This window comes from Paraprevotella sp. (assembly GCF_986071375.1).
In genome coordinates this window covers 56,732-74,935 of the sequence record NZ_CFQRNQ010000005.1, presented here as the reverse complement: position 1 = coordinate 74,935, position 18,204 = coordinate 56,732, and the positions used below count along the sequence as shown (strand labels likewise).

Sequence of the window (18,204 nt, the reverse complement as noted above, 5' to 3'; positions counted from 1 at the left end):
ATTATATACAATCTACTTGTTCCTAAAATCACCTCATCAATCATACTTCCCCGACTGTGCCATCTCAATAATGGTACGCACAAAGGGTTTGGGCTTCATGTCACGACCGAAAGCCAAAGGATAATCCGTACGGCCATGCACTGGAAAATTATTCTTCCAAGAATCCCCGTCAGTCACTCCCCAGAACGTTACTCTTCCGATGTCCTTGCTGTGGCGTAAATATATATCGAAAAGCTTTATATAAAAATCATCCAATTCTTTCGCTTTCTCCGCAGGCAACCCATCAGTATAAGGATCCATTTCTCTCTTATAATCAAAATTTGTCTCAATAGCGGCACCATAGTTCCCTTTCGGCCAAGGCAATACACTAAGGTCCAATTCTGTCACCAAGACCTTGACCCCGGCATTGATAAAAGCCTCCATGCTTTTTTCATATTCACCAAGAGAGGTGTTAAATGCCACATGTGACTGCATCCCCACTGCATCTATACGGCAACCATGAGCTTTCAAGTCTTTGACCATACGTACCACAGCCTCTCGTTTACGAGGTGAATCCATCCCATAATCATTGTAATAAAGCTCCACATCAGGATCTGCCTCATGGGCAAACTGGAAAGCCAAACGGATAAAGTCCGGCCCGATAATCTTGTAGAAAGGCGACTTACGTAGTTCACCGTTGCCTTCAACGGCCTCGTTGACCACATCCCAACCTTTGACACGTCCTTTGTAATGCCTCACTACCTTATATATATGGTCTTTCATCCGCTGTACAAGAACCTCACGACTCACAGTCTTACCGTCTTTGTCCTTGAAAAACCACCGGGGGGCTTGAGAATGCCATATCAAGCAGTGGCCAGTAACCACCTGCCCATTTTTTTCCGCCAAATCGCACAAACGATCCCCGTCCTTAAAGTTAAAGACACCTTCTTGCGGCTGCAGCACTTCGGCTTTCATGCAGTTTTCTGCCACCACAGCACTGAAATTATCCTTAATCAAAGCCTGCAAAGCCTTATCACGGTTCACCACCTGCCGCGTATTCAAGGCTGTTCCGATAAGAAACTTGTCTGCAAAAGCTTCTCGCATGGTAGTAGCTTTCTGACTAAAAACCCCAATGGTCGCCATTACCGCTGCCAGTAAAAAAACACTTCGTTTCATAATAGACCTATTTAAAAAATTAATAAAACGTCATTTACCATCATTCGTCCTTCTCCGTGCCAATTCAGCCTGCATCTTTTCGTTCAGCGTCTTGGATATAGGGTAGAAGAAAAGAGCCACCACTCCCACACCGAAACACAAACCGGGCACTATACTTGAGGCCATCCGGATACCGAACAACGAGTCTGCCGATTGGGAGGCAGCAGCATCGTTTACATAACCAAATACAGAGAGAATCAAACCGGCCACGGCTCCTCCCACGCCCAACCCGGCTTTTAATGCGAACACCACCCCGGAAAAACAAAGCCCTGTGGCCCTTCGATGGCTCACATATTCCATGTGGTCGGCCACATCGGCAATCATGGCCCAAAGCAATGGTACCGTAGGCGCATACGCCAAACTCTTTAAAATACCCAAGGTAAAAATCAGCCCCACATCATCCTTGTCCGGAAGCATGAAAGCCGCCGTAAACAAGGCCGTCAGTCCTAAACATACAATAAACGTAGACTTCTTGCCGTAACGGTTCGCCAGGAACTCGGAAAGCGTAATCACTCCTATCAACTGCACGAGTGCACCGGCCATATTGAATACGGAAAGCCCGATGGAATAAGACTCTGCTGAGGGAATGCTACCGTCTGCCCCCCGAGTAGCCAACAAGCTGAAAGAATCCAAAATCTGCATCCCTGCCCCCAACGCGGCACCTTCTTCTTTCACCAATCCAAGCCTGTCAAGAAAAGCCCCCAACGCCTGCGGGTCAACATAATGTTGGAAATAATAGCACATGGCAGATCCCCACATGGCCAAAGTGATGAACACGAACAACGTCAGAATAAACATGGAGCGCCATGACACATCGGCAAACAATCCCTTAATGTCATTCTTGACATCCATTTTCTGGGATGCAGGTGGAGCAATACGTTCCTTAGCCGAAAAACCGGCCACGACCAGAAAGATAAATCCCACCACCGCAAAAATCGTAATGGTAGAAAGCCATCCCTGTGCATCGTCCGCCCCCGAGCCACGACCGAATTTATGTACCAAAGGAAGCGTAAGCCCTTGCACCACAAACTGTGCTACGGTGGCAGCTACGAAACGAATAGAAGTAATGCTCGTACGCTCCTTCATATCACCCGTCATCACACCACCCAACGAACTGTAAGGCGTATTATTAAAAGAATAAAGAGACATGAGCAACACGTATGAAATACCGGCATACACTGCGACCAACGCCTTATTCTCTATTCCCGGATTGTAGAAAGCCAACACATAAAAGACCATGAACGGGAGAGCGGTCCAAATGACCCAAGGCCGGAACTTCCCCCACTTCGTTTGTGTCTTGTCCGACAAGATGCCGGCAGCCGGATCGACAAAGGCATCCACTATCCGCGCAATCAGAAGCACGGTACCAGCTACCGCCCCTTCAAGCCCGAACACGTCGGTGTAGAACTTCAACTGATAAATCATCATCATCTGAAAAACGAGATTGGCTGCGGCATCTCCCAACGAATAACCAATCTTCTCGCCTATCGGCACTTTCCCTAAAATTTTATCCATAATGTTCCTTTATTATATTTTAAATAGTTTTTCATCACTTCACCACGCTGCAAAGTAACAAATTTTACCCGAGATTCATTTTCGGTTATGTAATCTATACTTTTTAAAATGAAACATTATCGGGAAAAAACTGCAAAAAACAGGCTTTTTTTGCGTTTTTGGAAGAAACATTCAAGAAAACAGTGACGGCCCCTCCGGATACGAGGCCTACTTCGTTTTTGTCGAAACCTTAAAAATTACCGTCACCTTCGTATACTGTCCTTGGCACGAATCAACGGAAATCCGGCCACCGTATACCTTCAGAATCCGCATCGACAAGCTCAGTCCGATGCCCTGTCCATGGTATTCACGAACATTACCGGCACGATAAAACGAATTAAAAATATATCTGATGTCATCTTCCGGTATACCGATACCATGGTCCAGAACTTCCACCTTCACCTCGTCCTCCATACGTGCCATCCGGACCTCCACATCCTCCCGGGAATATTTGCAAGCATTATCTATAATGTTCCGGAAAGCCACTCGAAGGAGATGAGAATCGGCCCGCAGTTCGCTCCCAGCACCTATTCCCGTAACATCAAACCGAACCCGTCCATACTGCCGGCACAAGTCCTGCAACAAAACAGCCAATTCAACCCTCTCTGCCCCCCGGCACAGAATATCCTCGTCATGCCGCGAAAGAAACAGCAAATGTTTTATCAGCATACTGATACGTCGGCTTTCATCCGCGATGCGCTGCAAAGCCTCTTCGTATTCCTTAGTCGAACGTCGTTTCAACAAACAAATCTCACATTCACCCTGAATCGCCGTCAACGGATTGTTCAATTCATGCGAAGCATTGCTGATAAAAGCCTTCTCGGCCTGAAAAGCCGCGTCCAGGTAATCCAACATCTCATTCAACGCACGAATGAGTTCATCCCATTCATCTTTATTCCCGAAGGTCTCTAACCGGACATCCAGATTGTTGATACGTATGCGCTTCAAATCCTTCAGTAAATGCTGCAAAGGAAGGAGAATCCGGTTGGCATACAGCTTCCCGATGAGGAAGACCAAGCCGCAACTCACCGCCAACAAGAGAAACGCCAACATCAATATATGTTTCTGTATGTCCTGCCCATAATGGTTGGAAGCCATCACCAGAACGACAAAGTTTCCTTCATTGTCCGGATAATAAAGAGCCGCGCCCCGCAAACGCCCATAAACGAACGTGACCGGTTCATGTTTGAAAAGCCGAGCCTGTTGGTGGCGGTCGAGGTACTTCGCCAAGGTGTCTGCCACGGCCGTCACACTGTCGGCATTCAGCAAGATTTCATAAGCCTGGGGCAAGAGTTCGTCATACTTCTGCTGTATTTCCCGGTAACGGGATTCGTCCACCTCATCCTTTTCCCAATACTTTTGAGCCGTCAGATAAGCCTTTTCCGAAAGATACGAATCATACACCTTATTTATATATCTCAATGTAAAGAAATAGAACACCAATACAATCAGCGCAATGGCACCGACGGTTATTACGGTATAAAACAAAGCTATCTTCGACCCGATCTTCATCCTTCTTCCTTCCCGGCTTTACTGTACCCCCATGATATATCCCATTCCGACAATCGTGCGGATAAGCTTGACCTCAAATTCACGGTCTATCTTGTTCCGGAGATAGTTCACATAAACGTCCACCACATTGGTATTCGTATCGAAATTCTTGTCCCACACGTCTTTCAAGAGTGTCAGGCGAGAAAGCGCCACCCCTTGATGGGTCATGAAGTATTCCAACAGGCGGTATTCCTTGACAGTCAGTTCTATCACCGTATCCCCGCGCCGTGCACGACGGGTGTCGCAATCCAACACGAGGTCGTGGCACCAAAGTTGCCTGTCCGGACGTTCTTTTCCCCGCCTCAACAAAGCCTTGATACGTGCTTCCAGTTCTTGGAAACTGAACGGTTTCACCAGATAGTCGTCCGCCCCGGCATCCAGCCCCTTTACGATATCCTCGGTCGTGCCCAACGCCGTCAGCATGATGACCGGTGTATAGTACCCTTCCTTCAAACGGAACTGCCGACAAACCTCAAGCCCGTCCATCTTCGGCATAATGACATCCAACACAAGCAAATCGAAAACTCCTTCCTGTAACATAGCCCATGCCGTGCCTCCGTCGTGTGCCACTTGTACTTCATGCCCGAACTCCTGCAAGCCCCGCCTGATGAACGAAGCGATGTTCTGTTCGTCTTCCGCCAATAGTATTTTTGCCATAATCTTCGCATCCATGGGATTTCATCTGCAAATATACGGATTTTGCATGTCACAAACTCCTTTGCTTCAGATTTCCGTTCTTATCATACAACATTTTACCATAGACAAACTCTACAATCAAAGGAAATACGAACAGGGCAAAGAAAGTAGCTCCCACCAGACCTCCAATGATGACTATGGCCAACGGGCGTTGCGACTCCGAACCGATGCCATGGCTTACGGCTGCCGGCATCAGACCGATGGCGGCCATCGCAGCCGTCATGACCACCGGACGGACACGGGAACGCACACTTTCTTTCACGGCACACGATAATGCCAACCGTTCTTTCAGGTTATGCTTGATATCCGAAATCATAATCACGCCGTTCTGGATACAGATACCGAACAAGGCGATGAAACCGATACCGGCCGAAATCGAAAAGTTAAACCCAGTAGCCCACAATGCCACAATACCTCCTGCAGCTGCAAAAGGTACATTCAACAGTACCAGACCGGCATCCCGAGCATTGGAGAACAAAATGAACAAGATGACGAAAATGATGGCGATACTTACCGGGACCACTTGCGACAAACGTTTCGTGGCTCGCTGTTGGTTCTCGAAATCCCCGGTCCATTTCAAACTGTACCCCTCTGGCAAACGGACGGAGGCATTCACCTTCTCCTGTGCTTCGGCCACAGCCGTTCCCATATCCCGGCCACGCACCGAGAACTTCACGGCACAAAAGCGTGCATGATTGTCGCGGAAAATCAACAACGGGCCGGTAATGGTCCTTATTTCCGCCAATTCCTTGATGGGTATCATCGTCCCATCCATTGTCGGCACGAGTATTTTCCCGATTTCTTCCTCGTCCTGCCTGAATTCCGGTTTATAACGTACCATGATGTTAAACTTGCGTTCATCTTCGTACAACAACGAAGCCGACTTTCCGCCGATGGCCATTTCGATAATGGCCTGCACATCCTCTTTGGATACCCCGTAACGTGCCAAACGTCCCTCGTCCAATTCTATACGCAACTCCGGTTGCCCGATATTCCGAATCACTCCCAAGTCCTCAATCCCTTCGACCGTACCGAGAATCTTGTCGATTTCCATGGCAATCTTTTCCGAACGGTACAAATCCTTCCCGAATACCTTCACGGCAATGGAACCTTTCACCCCCGAAGCCGCCTCTTCCACATTATCCGTAATGGGTTGGGAGAAATTGAAGTCTATGCCCGGATACATCGAAAGGTCTTCCTGCATCTTCTCGATTAGTTGCATCTTGTCCAATCCGCTCTCCCACTCTTTTTCGGGATAAATGTCCACGTGGAATTCGATATTATAGAATCCCGTCGCATCCGTACCGTCGTTCGGCCGCCCGGTTTGGGAAAGCACCTGTTTCACTTCGGGATAAGCGGCCAGTCTGGCCCGCATCTTGTTGGCCAGTTGTACCGACTCGTTCAGCGAAATGCTCTGTGGCAGAGTGGCACGGATATAAATGGATCCTTCATTCAACTGGGGCAGGAATTCCGTCCCCAACAAAGTAAACATCCACAGACCGCCCACGGCCACGATACCAGCAATGCCGACGGACATTTTACGACGGGCATGGCATTTATCGAAGAAGGCCACGGATTTCCCGTTGATGAAACGCACAAAGAAGTTGTTCTTCTCGCGCACGTTCCGTTTCAGCAACATGGACGACATGACCGGAACCAAGGTCAACGTGAACAACAAAGCTCCCAACAAAGCGAATCCCAAGGTGTATGCCAACGGGGAGAACATCTTCCCTTCCACTTTCTGGAAGGAGAAGATGGGTATCAGCGCAGTGATAATAATGAGTTTGGAGAAAAACACGGCGCGGGCTTTCTCTTTGGCCGTCTGCCGGATAAGCCCCATTTTCGACATCAAGTTGAAAGCAGGCATCCCCACTTCTTTGACTTTCCGGTCGAGTGCCACGAATATCCCTTCCACCATGACGACCGCCCCATCGATAATAATACCGAAGTCTATGGCTCCCATGGAGAGCAAGTTGGCCGACATGCCCATGAGCCGCAAACAAATAAAAGCAAACAGCAGGGCTAAAGGTATCACCACAGCCACTACCACCGTCGTACGCCAATCGGCCATGAATATCAACACGATGAATGTCACCAACAAGATGCCTTCCACCAGATTGCGCGACACGGTATGGACGGCAAGATTCACCAAGTTTTCCCGGTCGTAGAACGTCACGATCTGCACGTCTTCCGGCAAGACCTCCTTGTTAATATGATCTATCTTGGCTTTCAGTGCGTCGATTACTTCGGCCGGATTTTCGCCTTTACGCATGATGACGATCCCCTGCACGACATCGTCTTCGGCCATACGCCCCACTTGCCCCAAACGGGGCAGGCATGCCTCGTGTACCTCGGCCAGATGCCTGACCAACACGGGGATGCCGTGGATATTTTTCACCACGATGTTACGCAGTTCTTCCATGTCGTTAATCAACCCGATACCCCGCACGACATACGCTTGCGAACTTTTCGTAATGACATCGCCACCCACATTGATATTGCTATTGGCTATCGCCTGAAACAGCTCCAAAGACGTAATCCCGTAGTTTTTCAGTTGATGGGGATTGACGCTTACTTCGAATGTTTTCACCTCGCCACCGAAACTCACGATGTCCGCCACACCGGAGACGGCCCGCAAGTTACGCTCTATCACCCAATCCTGCAAAGTCTTCAATTCGCGCACGTCCCGCTTCTCGCTGCGCAACGTATAGCGGAATATCTCCCCCGTCGGACCGTAAAGCGGTTGTACCTCCGGTGTCACCCCGTCCGGCAAGTCTGCATCATTCAACAGGTTATACACTTGTTGGCGCGCCACGAAATCATCTACGTCATCTTCAAACATCACATGGAGAACCGAAAGTCCGAAAAGCGTGGTGGAACGTATATCCGTTTTATTTTGTACCGAATTCATGGCGATTTCGATAGGTATCGTGATGAACTTCTCCACTTCTTCGGCACTTCGCCCCGGCCATTGGGTAATCACCGTCACCTTGGTATTGGTCACGTCCGGGAACGCATCGATAGGGGTATGCTTGAATGACACAATCCCCGCTATCACAGCCACGGCGGTACAGAAAAATATGAAGAACTTGTTCTTCAGCGAAAAAGCCACGATGTTATCTATGAACTTGTACATACTCCTTCCTCCCGACTAGCCTGCATTCAATGCATTATAAACCAACAACACGTTACGGTTCAGGACGCGCTCGCCCGCCGTCAACCCAGAGAATAGGTAGCAGACCTCATCCGAGTGCAGGTACACCTCCACTTCTTTCACCGCCAAACGGTCGTCCGATGCCACCGTAACCACATAATAGCGGCCATTCTCGAAGACCAAGGCTTGCGAAGGGACACACAGCCGTTCCTTGCCCGTCCCCCGTCCGCAGACTCGGACTTGGGTAAACATGCCCGGCTTCAGCTTATAATCGCGATTGTCCAACCTCACCCTCACGCTCATGGTCTTACTCTCCTCGTCCAACATATTATATACCTTGTCTATCTTCCCGGCAATGACATCCTCCGGATAGGCCAACGTGGTGATACGCACCGAATCGCCTTCGCCTACCTTACTGATGTCGCTTTCATATACGTCTGCCATCACCCATACGTTTTCCAATCCGGAAATCGTGAACATTTCTTCACCGTCGTCCGAGCGTAACTGTTCTTCGGGATTGACATGCTTCTCCACCACGAACCCGGAAAGCGGAGCCTTGACCTGATAATTGGCCCCGCCCGACACATGGTAAATCGAAAAGACTTCAGCCAACCTCTCAGCCTCGGCTTCGGCCTCGCCCACTTCCTTGCGGGCTTGCATGACATCCTTTTCAGAAGCCATTCCGGATGCCTCCATATCCTGCACGGAATGCAGGTTGCGGCGGGCAAGAGCCAACCGGTGTTGCGCTTCTTTGCGTTGTTTCTCATACTCGGCCACTTCGCCGCTACGGATGACGGCCAACACGTCTCCCCGGCGCACGTAATCCCCGATTTCGGCCCGTACTTCCACGACCGTCCCTCCGAATATAGGATAAACCTGCGCCACCTTTTCCGGATTGAAAGCCACCCGGCCGGTCAACGTCAATTCATCCGCCACCGGCCGGCAACGGACCGTATCGACAGACACCACACGTTTCAAACTGTCTGTAAGGAATATTCCCGGCTCCTCCGTACCGGCCACCTGTGTAGAACGGGAACAAGCCCCTGCCAACACTCCTAAACTTATAAGAAAAAATATACGGTTCATGCTTTTCAAAGTTTAAATATCGTACGTCCTACAACCGTGTTCAGGTTCTCCATTGCCCCGAACACATCCCGCCGCAACGCATAGCATTGCAGGCAAGCTTCTTTATAACTCTGATAATAATCGATAAATTCCAACATATTGATGTTGCGCTCGTAAAAGTTTTCGTTGACGCCCTCCATGAGTTGCTCGAAATCCTGTTCCATACGGCCGTCGAATGCCCGGTAAAGCTCTACGGCCTTCCGTAATTGATGGCAGGCCGAATAAAGTTCCATTTCCGCCTTATCCACAGCATACTCCTCCTCTTTGCCTTGTTGAAGTAATTCCAGTTTGGCCGATTTGATTTCTCCTTGGTTACGGTTGAAAATCGGCACGGAGCATGTGACACCAATGGCAAAATAGTCGTTGATGAAATTTCCGGCACGGTCGTACATCCCTCTCACCGAAAACTCGGGAGCTGCCATCGCCCGTTGCAATTTCACATTCGCTTCTGCCGCACGCACTCCGGCACGGGCCGCACGCACATCCGGACGCGAATCCAACATCGTGCCCAAATCAGTAAACGAAACAGCGGACAGGTCTACCTTTTCCAATATGCTCTCGTCCAATACCAGTTCCCGGTCTTGTCCGACCGGAGCACCCAACAACAAATTCAACCGCCCTCTCATCTCCACCAATTTCTGTTCTGCGTCCTGCCGTTCTTTCCGCAAAGACAAAAGAAACAGTTCCAGGCGCGACACTTCCATCCGGGACATGTTTCCTTTTCCCTCCTGCTCCCTTACCGCTTGCAAGAGCTTGCCTACCGAAGTTATTTCACGATCGTACACCCTGATGGAACGTGACTGGTAATACGTATCCACAAAACTCCGGTACAATTCGCTCCGCAAGGTACGCAACACTTCTTCAAAACGGTATTCGGCCGCTTCACGGTTGATTTCCCCCAACTTGATACGTTTACTACGCTGCCTCGCTATCGGAATCTCCTGCTCTATCTCTATCGCAGCTTCTCCCTCCTTGCCCACATCAAAATATTTCCCGTTCAAGCGGTTATATACATTCTGCTCCAACGAAATGACCGGATTGTCGAACAAACGGGCTTGCACCACCTGTGCATGTGCCCGGTCTACATTATATCTCTGAGCCGTCAACTGCACATTATGTTCCAGAAAGCACTTTTCCGCTTCCCGCAACGAAAGCCCCGGCATGCCTTCCTCGGCATACAAAGCATCACAGACAGTAAAAGCCAAGCCGATAATCAGTAATCCCTTCATGCTACTTTTCAATTTTTGTGCAAAAATAGAATCTTCCAACCAGAATAACAGGTGAAAAGCATTATAAAGGACTTAGACAAAATTAGAATATAATTAGAATGCAAATTCTTCTGTTTGCTCAAGGTATAAATAGCTCCATTATGTTTTAGAAATATAGATTGGCTGTTTTTAACTTGGATTATACCTCTTAAATACCTATCTTTACAACTTAAGATTAAAGAAATAAGTTTTTTACAACCGATTATTTTTCCATAAGGCCATAATTCACTTTACCGCCCTATTGGTATACTCCTCTTTTATGAAGTGTATTTAAATCTAATCCCCAAATTTCCTCTGTTTCCAATCTTTATTTATTCACTCTAAAAAAACATGATTATGAAAAATTATGTTATGATGGGAGCATTAAGCCTCCTTGTTCTGGCTGCATCATGTTCATCCGATGACCACAACAAAATTCTCAATGAAACCAGGATGATAACCCCAAGAATCAGTGCCACGGTCGCTGATGAATCCCTTAATCAAAGCCCACTGACTGGCGTCATCGAAATTTACCCCTGTATTTCAGGAACTTCTACCTATTTCGGAAACTATGTCAATGGCAATCTTACACCATTCTATGGCTACTACCATATCATAGACGGGCATATCCTTGAAGGTGAACATAATCGGGAACTCCACTTGCCTATGAATACATATAACATGGTATACTGGGGTACTCCTAAATATGAGGAACCTATTTATGACACTCCGGCTATCCATACACCAGGCTTCAGCATTGGCGTAGACTTATCCTCTCTTTACTTCAGTTTATGGAGCAACAATGACGGGACTTACCGCCCTGTATATGACCTCGTATATGCTGTGAAAGAGGCTAAAGTAGGAGAAGAAGACTTAAAAGCATCGCTTAAACGTGTCATCGCCGGTATGAAAGTCATTGTCAAGAAGAAAAACAATGGTATCTTCAGTTCGAACATTACAAACATGCAGGTGCGTATCGGAAATATCGCAAACCAAATCAACTTCTATACAGCAGAAGCATCCGACATGACAAAGACGATTAAATTTGACCTGAAACGTTCGGAAGACGGAACGGAAATGAGTAATGCTACTGTAATGGTATTCCCATCCTCAGAAACTCCTCCGTTGGAATTACTCATCACGTTGAAAGATGGCAGCGTACACAAGCTGTCACGTAACCTGAATTCAACTTTATCAGCAAACACGCGTCTAACCCTTAACATCGTGATAGGAGATATTTTATCTGGGGGTAGTACCGGGGACTTCACAATCGAAAACTGGAACGAAGTTAGTGAAACCATTGAATTTCCAATGGTGGATTGAGGAGTCCCTGACTTCATTCAATGTTCCTGAATGATGTTGGAGGAAGAGACCGGCTCAAAATATACTTTTGCGTCCGGTCTCTTTTATTTTAAGACGGGCTTCCCTGTATTATTCTTCTCTTTCGCGTATTCCTTCCCCCTGAGTTTTTCAAAAAATATCATTCATCCTTCAAAACACACATTAACATACTATTATATAGCACTTCACAGAATAAAGGATGAATACCCTTTTGCAAACTTCCTGGGGGAAGAACGCACTTCATGCTTGACTTTGCCTCTGAATTTTGGCTCTATAAGAAATAGTTTGTATCTTTATAAATTTAACCGCATACGTATTTTTAAAACGAATCATAACATTAAGTAGTACATATATGCAGACAAAGATTTATTTATTGAACGAAGCCTCCAATATAGCCATCTGCCTGTTACTGATATTGAAAATCCAGTTTACAGAAACAATTACAGGCACATGGTTCAGTGGAACAATCATTGCGCTAATGTGCATTGTACTCTTATCCGGTTCATATTTGCAGAAAAAAAGTCACAGACTATTGTTGTATAAATGGCATGACAAACTTTGTCTGACACCTTTCTTATGGTTTTATTATTACTTTGAAAAAGCACTTGTTATCCTCTCAGTCATTTATGCGTTGTTTGGTTATCCGGTAGGTAACCCTTTCATTACATTTACCGTACCTCTTGCCTGCGGTATCTATTTGGGGATGAAAATTGCCATATATCTGATAGAATACAATGTGCGCAAGTTTGTAAAATAATGGAAGCAGCCCGCCGTCTTTAACAACCAACATTATCCGGATTATCCTCTGCCCGGTTCTTCCGGCTTTCATCTTTATCCTGTTTCTTAGCTTTGGCTTTCGGTTCCTTATATTTAAGGATTTGCTTTAACCACCCATCAGGACGTCCCCTGAAAGTAGTTTATGGTATTCATCCATGAACCACACCGACAAATCCCCTTGCAGTAAGGTCCGGGTGTTCTTGGATTAAAATCCAATAGATATCCTTGAACTCGTCCTGGATTTTGTTATCAGATTGGTCTCCCGATTGAGACCTCAAGAAAAAATCCCTTGAAAGTGATTGACTTTCAAGGGATTTGAAATATTATTGCGGTGCGTACGGGGCAGTAACATATCTACTTACTGACACATAGTGATACATACAGGTACATTGATTGTCTTGGGATGCAAGAAAGTTTGTCGCCTATTGTTTCATTGGGTATCACAATATGCCACAGAATTGAGACCCAGATTGAGACCCGTGTTTTCAATATGACTACTCGTCATATCAAAGCAGACCCCACGTCATATTCTATCAAATCACTATATGACGGCTCGTCATATTTTTATGCAAAGGAACGATTCTTGAAAAAATCTTGTCGAACAATAGAATTAGAATATGAACAAGAAAGAATTGTGCAATGCTCTTGCAGAGAAAACAGGGCTGACTAAAACAGAAGCTCAAAAAGCCTTTAATGCTGTTATTGAAATCGTAGCCAATGAAATGAAACAGAATGGCAGAATCACCCTTATCGGTTTCGGTTCGTTCTCCGTCAAACAGAAAGCTGCGAGGAAAGGGATGAATCCGACTTCTTTCGCCCCGATTGATATTCCTGCTAAAAAGGTTGTAAACTTTAAGCCAAGTATCTATCTGAATCACCTCTTAAACGTTAAGAAAAGAGGGAGAAAAAGAAAAGACGAAAATAATATCAGCTTATAACATACTTGCAATTATATCGTTGAGCATATCTTCGGCTCTCTGGTCATAATCCCGATTAGACAAATGGCTTTCAAGTTCATCAAAGCCGTTTGTCTTTTCGATTATAGACAGCAATGTCCTTAAATCATAAAAATCGGTATTCTTGCGCTGAATGTTAGCGGTATTAATATATCTGTCAAACTTTGAGGAAAACAAGTATATAGGAGACATCACACAAATTCCGTTTATAAAAGATGCAAACTTTGTATTGGCGCAATCATAATCTATCAGTATGTCAGTCTCAATCTTGACTTTCTCCAGTTCTAAGGAAACCATATAATCGGAACTGTCCTCTACGCCAATCCCGAATTTGCCACCCACCTGTTTGACGAACCTGTCCCTTTCCTTATTGACAAACGAAGTCCAAAAATCGAGGTCATTATCAGATCTGTTTCTCCAAAACGGAATGGAGTAATACCTACACAGCAAGTCTATTGCAGTTCCACCGATAAGGTACAAACCGCATCGGGTGGCGGTCTTTACAATCTCCGTATCATATGGGGTGTATTGTTGGAATAGTGGTAATGTATTTCTCATTGATTGATAATATCAGGGTTAATAAGCAGGTAACCGTCCAAGTCTTGGCTCTCGTCCGTATATAGGTAATCTCCTATAATATCCCATACCAAACCCGAACCTACAACCGATTGGAACAGGCTCGATAGATTATAGACATCTTCCAATGTAAGCCTGCAATCTTCTTTCCCTACAAACAGCAATTTACATTTCTCGTTAGGTTCTATCTTGATTAGATTTTTCGTGATTGGACGGATAATCTCGTTAGTCAGATTAGTATAATCAAGCAACAGGGTACAATTACCCTCCTTGCTTATTATTTTGAATTTGAATATTTTCCTTTGCATGGGATTTTTTGCAACAAAGGTAGGTTGGTGGTTACGACAGAATTAGACGTAGGTACAGAAAAAGAGCCACTACTCCGTAATTGGAATAATGGCTCTATGGATATGAGTTGCTATGGCTTATTCATCTAAATTATCAAAACTTGAATATTCTCCATTAAATTTTAAACGTGCAATTCCTGTATTTCCATTCCTGTTTTTGGCAACAATTATTTCTGTCTTACCATGCAAGTCATTACCATTTTCATCACTATAAATTTTATAATATTCTGGACGATGAATAAAACATATCACATCTGCATCTTCCTCAATGGTATTACCACGTAAATCTCTTAGTTTAGGACGTTTGCCCTCTATTCCAACACTATCTTCTGCGCCACGATTCTGTTGACTGAATGCTATAATCGGTATATTCAAGTCTTTAGCCAATGCTTTTAATCTACGTATAATATAAGCCACTTCCTCATTTCTATCTGAGAATAGAAGTCCTGCGCTTATTAATTGCAAATAATCAACAATAATCAGTTTTATTTGGAAATCACTAACCAATCGGATTGCTTGTTGGGATAATTCGTGTATGGACAAAAAGGGAGAGTCATCAAGGTAAATAGGAGCAATATCCATTTGCTTTTCAGCATCTTCAAGTCTGCGTTTTTCTTCTTCGTTTAAAGTATCCGTATAGCCATTGTCGTAAACCATTATTTTCGCTCCATTCACTTTGCTTAATGCCATACGAAATTTGTTTATAACTTGTTTATTTGACATTTCAAGAGAAAAGAAAGCAGTAGGTATTCTGTTCTTTACTGCCATTTCTCTTAATAAAGACATTCCAAAGGCTGTCTTTCCCATTGCAGGACGAGCAGCAATAACAATCAAGTCGCCATTGTTCCACCCATTTGTTATTTTATCCAATTCAGGAAATCCCGATTTTATATTCGGTTTTTTAGTTCCCTCTAATCCATTTCTTCCAAAGCATTTCATATTTTCTAATTTTTATGATTAATACATTGCAAAGTTATTACCTGACCTGCGACATTTTCTGACGTAGGATTTGTTTATTTACGAAAACAACCGCTACAATTTTTCATAATCATAGCGGTTGGTATAGAGAAATTATTTCTTATTTTTCAAGAAACTCAAATCGGGTTCATGGTAACGGCTTGATTTCAGTATTTTACCGTCTTCACGATAAATCGGTTTTCCATTTTCGTCCAACTTGCTCATATTGCTTTCATGCACCGCATCGAAGATACGCTCAAATTCATCCTGCAATCCGTGAGAGACAACTGTTCCCAACAAGGTGTAAGCTATATCGGCTAATTCTTTGGCTACTGCTTGCAGCCGTTCATCCTCTGTATCTCCTGTGATTGCGTATTCTTCTGCATATTCATCAACTTCTTCTTTCATCACACGCATACGAAGTTCATGCAAATCTTGGGGGATGCGCAAGGTGGGGCTTTCGTTCATATACAGTCTGAATGCCTTGTGAAACTTTTCTAATTGTTTAAGTTGTTTCCTCATAGTTCTTCATCGGCTTCCATTTTTAATAATGAATTTATCACTCTACATCTTGAGTTAAGAATACTTTTATTTTTTCTTCAACAGATGTAGCTTTTTTCAATGCTTTATTGATAGGTGATATTTTTTTAGGATACCATTTTATGACTTTTTTAGAAATGATGCAATATTGATTGATATAATTGCTTAATTCTGAAAGTTCTATATTTTCTTGACTAATTTTGTTTTCTAAATATTTTACTACTTCTTCATAAGAAGAATACATTTTTGAATGTACCTTAGGTTGAAAAGTACAATTATATCCACGTTCCTCAAGAACAGCTTCAATATAATTGGCTTCTATAAGATATATGTTTCTAACAAGTTGTTCCGCAACATTCAACATGTTGGAATAGGTGTTATATTGTTCGGTAAGGTTTACATTACCTTTTAAATATTTTGTTATTTCTTCTACTCCATTTTGTGGATTATGAGCTTCGTTGGAGAAATCAAAATTTTGGAATCTCAAACGCTGTTTGGCATTCTCATCTATAATTTGTTTCATTCTTCTTATCGCTCTATCAATCACGCTCTCTCTGTCACGACTTGTACGATATTGGTATATAGGAAGATTTGTTGGAGTTTCGGCGTAATCTTTAAGATTGCAAATTTGGTATGCAATATCAATAGGTGATTTTTGATTTAGAACATTATATAATGAATCATACTGTTGTATTGCCTGTTCTCTTGCTTTGAGGACTTCCAAATCATTACCATTCTTGTCGTATGTCTTAGTAGAATAAGACTCATTATCTTTGTATAATGTTATAGTATAATATTCAGAGCCATTTTCACTTTTCTTTTGAATAGTTTTGCTCCTATTTCCATTTTCCTCAAACTCCTCTAATAAACCTGTATTCAGGTTTTCCTTTTTTAATAGAACCTTACCATCATCGGAATAGTTGTAAACAATTCCGTCTTCGAGCTTTTCTATAATTTGACCAGATTTATTTTGTTGGATATATTTTAATGGAGTTGTTATGTCTCCATAATTACCAACTGTTACCTGTAATATTCCATCGTACTCTATTATTCCGTTCTCATACCATATAGTTGTTTGCTGTTTGTCTCCAATAAGTTTTGTGTGACTTTTTTTCTTGTTGTTAGCAAAATATTTAGTTTGCTCGATAGGCTCATCTTCTTTATAAACAGTGACTTTTATCGGGTATTTCCCATCTGAATCATAAATTATTTCTGCTCCGTTTTTCTTTCCATTTAAATAGTTCGTAGAGCATTGAATACGTTCCTGTGGATTACCATCATACGTTGTATGTTTTCCATGTAGCAATCCATTCTTATAGTTGGCTATTACATATAGCCCACCATATTGTGAATATTTTTTATATGTGCCGTGCATCTTGTTTGTTCCTGTTATGACTGTGAAAACCTCATGAATGCGTGAACACTGCCAATCGTAATAAGTACGTCTGGTCTGTAAACTTTGTGAGTGTAAGTTAAAAGTGGTAGATAATAATACTACTCCTATAACAAATAACCTTTTCACAAAAAACTGCTTCTTTTTCATTTTCTGATTATTTTATTGATGTTATTGTTCAATTCTACTAATCCAACCTCTGTCAACTCTTTCAGTTTATCGTTATTGGACATTACAAGAGGGTGTTTAGGGCAACTCTCAACGGTAGAGCCGTATGCCTTGAAGTGATAGTTTGCATTGAACAGGCTGATAATACCGTCAATATCTTTTTCTTTATTTCCAAACAACAAGTCATACAGGTATTTCCTCTTTCCGATAAGATTACCCCAAGCGCACCATACATCTGCTTCTTTTATTTCGGATAACAAGTTCTTTATGGCAGTCAGATTGTTACGGTGTATATCCATATTAGGTTCTATATCCATATCATCGGGATTGGTTGCACGTTGCGGATATACATTCAGCATATACCATGCTCCATATTCTCCGCTATTTTGGGCATATTTCTGTACCCTCTTTAGTGTCGGGTCAAGCTGTTCGGGCATTGCCGTACTTGGATTTATACCGATACAGATTAACGCTTTATTGCAAGAAGTGTCAAATAACTCTCCCAACACATATCTTACTCCTGTTACTTCATAGCCGTTTATTATCTGGCTTTCCGCTGTTTCTTCATAGTCATACACCCAACCGTCTTTTACTATTTTCTTACCCATAATCTTATATCTTTTTTGTG

The 18,204-nt window shown here is 43.9% G+C and carries 15 protein-coding genes; 2 read left to right on the top strand and 13 right to left on the bottom strand.

From position 1 onward, the window contains the following. Positions 1 to 36: 36 nt before the first annotated feature. The 7 genes from AC5RDV_RS04265 to AC5RDV_RS04235 form a co-directional block, all read right to left on the bottom strand. Positions 37 to 1,155: an endo-1,4-beta-xylanase gene (locus AC5RDV_RS04265; protein WP_282748073.1), complete on the bottom strand. Its 1,119-nt coding sequence runs from the start codon at positions 1,153 to 1,155 to the stop codon at positions 37 to 39. A 30-nt stretch (positions 1,156 to 1,185) separates the two neighbouring features. Further along, on the bottom strand, positions 1,186 to 2,709 hold the full coding sequence (locus AC5RDV_RS04260) for an MFS transporter (RefSeq protein ID WP_282748074.1): 1,524 nt from the start codon (positions 2,707 to 2,709) through the stop codon (positions 1,186 to 1,188). A 207-nt stretch (positions 2,710 to 2,916) separates the two neighbouring features. Continuing rightward, a complete protein-coding gene (locus AC5RDV_RS04255) occupies positions 2,917 to 4,260 on the bottom strand; it encodes a sensor histidine kinase (protein ID WP_282748075.1) in 1,344 nt (447 codons plus the stop codon). A gap of 18 nt (positions 4,261 to 4,278) precedes the next feature. Then, a complete protein-coding gene (locus AC5RDV_RS04250; protein ID WP_282748076.1) occupies positions 4,279 to 4,956 on the bottom strand; it encodes a response regulator transcription factor in 678 nt (225 codons plus the stop codon). Between the two features lie 49 nt (positions 4,957 to 5,005). Beyond that, positions 5,006 to 8,131: an efflux RND transporter permease subunit gene (locus AC5RDV_RS04245; protein WP_282748077.1), complete on the bottom strand. Its 3,126-nt coding sequence runs from the start codon at positions 8,129 to 8,131 to the stop codon at positions 5,006 to 5,008. Between the two features lie 15 nt (positions 8,132 to 8,146). Beyond that, positions 8,147 to 9,235 carry an efflux RND transporter periplasmic adaptor subunit gene (locus AC5RDV_RS04240; RefSeq protein WP_282748078.1) on the bottom strand — a complete coding sequence of 363 codons (1,089 nt, stop codon included), beginning with the start codon at positions 9,233 to 9,235 and terminating at the stop codon, positions 8,147 to 8,149. Positions 9,236 to 9,240: 5 nt separating this feature from the next. Then, positions 9,241 to 10,503: a TolC family protein gene (locus tag AC5RDV_RS04235; RefSeq protein ID WP_130892656.1), complete on the bottom strand. Its 1,263-nt coding sequence runs from the start codon at positions 10,501 to 10,503 to the stop codon at positions 9,241 to 9,243. Between the two features lie 369 nt (positions 10,504 to 10,872). On the opposite strand from AC5RDV_RS04235, the gene AC5RDV_RS04230 reads away from it, so the two are divergent. Continuing rightward, positions 10,873 to 11,844 (top strand): FimB/Mfa2 family fimbrial subunit, encoded by a 972-nt coding sequence (locus AC5RDV_RS04230; protein WP_428388534.1) that lies wholly within the window; start codon positions 10,873 to 10,875, stop codon positions 11,842 to 11,844. A gap of 1,412 nt (positions 11,845 to 13,256) precedes the next feature. Further along, a complete protein-coding gene (locus tag AC5RDV_RS04225) occupies positions 13,257 to 13,577 on the top strand; it encodes an HU family DNA-binding protein (RefSeq protein ID WP_196993544.1) in 321 nt (106 codons plus the stop codon). Here the strand turns inward: AC5RDV_RS04225 and AC5RDV_RS04220 are convergent. From AC5RDV_RS04220 to AC5RDV_RS04195, 6 genes are all read right to left on the bottom strand, one after another. After that, on the bottom strand, positions 13,572 to 14,153 hold the full coding sequence (locus AC5RDV_RS04220; protein WP_282748079.1) for a hypothetical protein: 582 nt from the start codon (positions 14,151 to 14,153) through the stop codon (positions 13,572 to 13,574). The two genes, AC5RDV_RS04225 and AC5RDV_RS04220, sit on opposite strands and share 6 nt — an antisense overlap. Then, positions 14,150 to 14,479: a hypothetical protein gene (locus tag AC5RDV_RS04215; RefSeq protein WP_282748080.1), complete on the bottom strand. Its 330-nt coding sequence runs from the start codon at positions 14,477 to 14,479 to the stop codon at positions 14,150 to 14,152. Before AC5RDV_RS04215 ends, AC5RDV_RS04220 begins: the two co-directional genes overlap by 4 nt. A gap of 117 nt (positions 14,480 to 14,596) precedes the next feature. Further along, entirely contained in the window at positions 14,597 to 15,457 is an 861-nt protein-coding gene (locus tag AC5RDV_RS04210; RefSeq protein WP_282748081.1) for a DnaB-like helicase C-terminal domain-containing protein, read from the bottom strand. Positions 15,458 to 15,589: 132 nt separating this feature from the next. Continuing rightward, positions 15,590 to 15,997 (bottom strand): nucleoside triphosphate pyrophosphohydrolase family protein, encoded by a 408-nt coding sequence (locus AC5RDV_RS04205; protein ID WP_282748082.1) that lies wholly within the window; start codon positions 15,995 to 15,997, stop codon positions 15,590 to 15,592. Positions 15,998 to 16,034: 37 nt separating this feature from the next. Next, positions 16,035 to 17,558: a toxin-antitoxin system YwqK family antitoxin gene (locus AC5RDV_RS04200; RefSeq protein WP_282748083.1), complete on the bottom strand. Its 1,524-nt coding sequence runs from the start codon at positions 17,556 to 17,558 to the stop codon at positions 16,035 to 16,037. Further along, positions 17,555 to 18,184, bottom strand: a complete 630-nt coding sequence (locus AC5RDV_RS04195) for a DUF1643 domain-containing protein (RefSeq protein ID WP_282748084.1) — start codon at positions 18,182 to 18,184, stop codon at positions 17,555 to 17,557. The genes AC5RDV_RS04200 and AC5RDV_RS04195 overlap by 4 nt, the downstream gene beginning before the upstream one ends. Positions 18,185 to 18,204 lie beyond the last annotated feature (20 nt).

Excerpts from the sequence above, each read along its gene's own strand:
- AC5RDV_RS04265 (WP_282748073.1), bottom strand. The coding sequence starts at position 1,155 with ATGAAACGAAGTGTTTTTTTACTGGCAGCGGTAATGGCGACCATTGGG.
- AC5RDV_RS04260 (WP_282748074.1), bottom strand. The coding sequence starts at position 2,709 with ATGGATAAAATTTTAGGGAAAGTGCCGATAGGCGAGAAGATTGGTTAT.
- AC5RDV_RS04255 (WP_282748075.1), bottom strand. The coding sequence starts at position 4,260 with ATGAAGATCGGGTCGAAGATAGCTTTGTTTTATACCGTAATAACCGTC.
- AC5RDV_RS04250 (WP_282748076.1), bottom strand. The coding sequence starts at position 4,956 with ATGGCAAAAATACTATTGGCGGAAGACGAACAGAACATCGCTTCGTTC.
- AC5RDV_RS04245 (WP_282748077.1), bottom strand. The coding sequence starts at position 8,131 with ATGTACAAGTTCATAGATAACATCGTGGCTTTTTCGCTGAAGAACAAG.
- AC5RDV_RS04240 (WP_282748078.1), bottom strand. The coding sequence starts at position 9,235 with ATGAACCGTATATTTTTTCTTATAAGTTTAGGAGTGTTGGCAGGGGCT.
- AC5RDV_RS04235 (WP_130892656.1), bottom strand. The coding sequence starts at position 10,503 with ATGAAGGGATTACTGATTATCGGCTTGGCTTTTACTGTCTGTGATGCT.
- AC5RDV_RS04230 (WP_428388534.1), top strand. The coding sequence starts at position 10,873 with ATGATTATGAAAAATTATGTTATGATGGGAGCATTAAGCCTCCTTGTT.
- AC5RDV_RS04225 (WP_196993544.1), top strand. The coding sequence starts at position 13,257 with ATGAACAAGAAAGAATTGTGCAATGCTCTTGCAGAGAAAACAGGGCTG.
- AC5RDV_RS04220 (WP_282748079.1), bottom strand. The coding sequence starts at position 14,153 with ATGAGAAATACATTACCACTATTCCAACAATACACCCCATATGATACG.
- AC5RDV_RS04215 (WP_282748080.1), bottom strand. The coding sequence starts at position 14,479 with ATGCAAAGGAAAATATTCAAATTCAAAATAATAAGCAAGGAGGGTAAT.
- AC5RDV_RS04210 (WP_282748081.1), bottom strand. The coding sequence starts at position 15,457 with ATGAAATGCTTTGGAAGAAATGGATTAGAGGGAACTAAAAAACCGAAT.
- AC5RDV_RS04205 (WP_282748082.1), bottom strand. The coding sequence starts at position 15,997 with ATGAGGAAACAACTTAAACAATTAGAAAAGTTTCACAAGGCATTCAGA.
- AC5RDV_RS04200 (WP_282748083.1), bottom strand. The coding sequence starts at position 17,558 with ATGAAAAAGAAGCAGTTTTTTGTGAAAAGGTTATTTGTTATAGGAGTA.
- AC5RDV_RS04195 (WP_282748084.1), bottom strand. The coding sequence starts at position 18,184 with ATGGGTAAGAAAATAGTAAAAGACGGTTGGGTGTATGACTATGAAGAA.